Origin of the sequence: Halorubrum sp. Atlit-28R (assembly GCF_003665955.1) — an archaeon.
Classification (GTDB): Archaea; Halobacteriota; Halobacteria; order Halobacteriales; family Haloferacaceae; genus Halorubrum; species Halorubrum tropicale.
The window spans coordinates 1-700 of sequence record NZ_QPLS01000069.1 but is presented as its reverse complement, the minus strand read 5'-3'; the positions used below and the strand labels follow the sequence as shown (position 1 = coordinate 700).

The following is a 700-nucleotide window of genomic DNA, read 5'->3' as shown; positions in this document are numbered from 1 at the left end:
ACGTCACACAGTTCACTGAACGTCGGTTCGGACTGCTGTTGTATCGTGTCCAATATCTCACTCGCAGTCTGTACGGACTTGATTCGACGGGGGGCGTCTGCGTGCCGATTGTCGTCCATACCCCTCTTTCTCGACGGCCCTGTAATAGTTCTGGTATATCAAACAGTGAATCAGTGGCGTGTTTCATATGTCCGCTTTCGGCACCCATCTGTTTGAGATTCCCAAACATATCACGGCATAGTGTCCGAATAAAAAATTTATGTGCGACGTTCATGATTGTTTGAGTGGTATGGATTGTCAACCACACCACCGCCGTCGGCACGTCGACGCGGGGGACTGGTTACGAGTGTTCGCGCATCGGCTTTCAATCTCTCGCAGCAGAAGCGTTCTGATGGCACGGGGAGACAACAGGCTCACTCCCACCCTTGTGGTTGACTCTCAACGGGAGACTCCGGAGGTACCCCGATGGGACTAGCATTCGAACCGCAACTGTATGAGGAAATCGACCAGAAAAACGACCATCGCTGCTTGAGGCGTTGGTACCGGTTGTCGGGATGCTCGTGTTCCTCGGAGCAGGCATCGTGGTGTACGGGCTTGACCCGCAGTTCCCCCTCTTTTGGGGCATTACGTTTACTGGACTCTTCAGTCGGTACTGGCTCGGCATCACGTGGGACGACCTCTACAGCGGTATCACGGACAG

General features: G+C 54.0%; 2 pseudogenes. One reads left to right on the top strand and one right to left on the bottom strand.

The annotated features are described in order from the left end of the window. Positions 1-119: pseudogene (locus DVK06_RS19710) on the bottom strand (IclR family transcriptional regulator); the annotation flags it as partial. A gap of 346 nt (positions 120-465) precedes the next feature. Between DVK06_RS19710 and DVK06_RS19705 the strand changes: the two are divergent. After that, positions 466-700, top strand: a pseudogene (locus DVK06_RS19705) (arginine:ornithine antiporter); the annotation flags it as partial.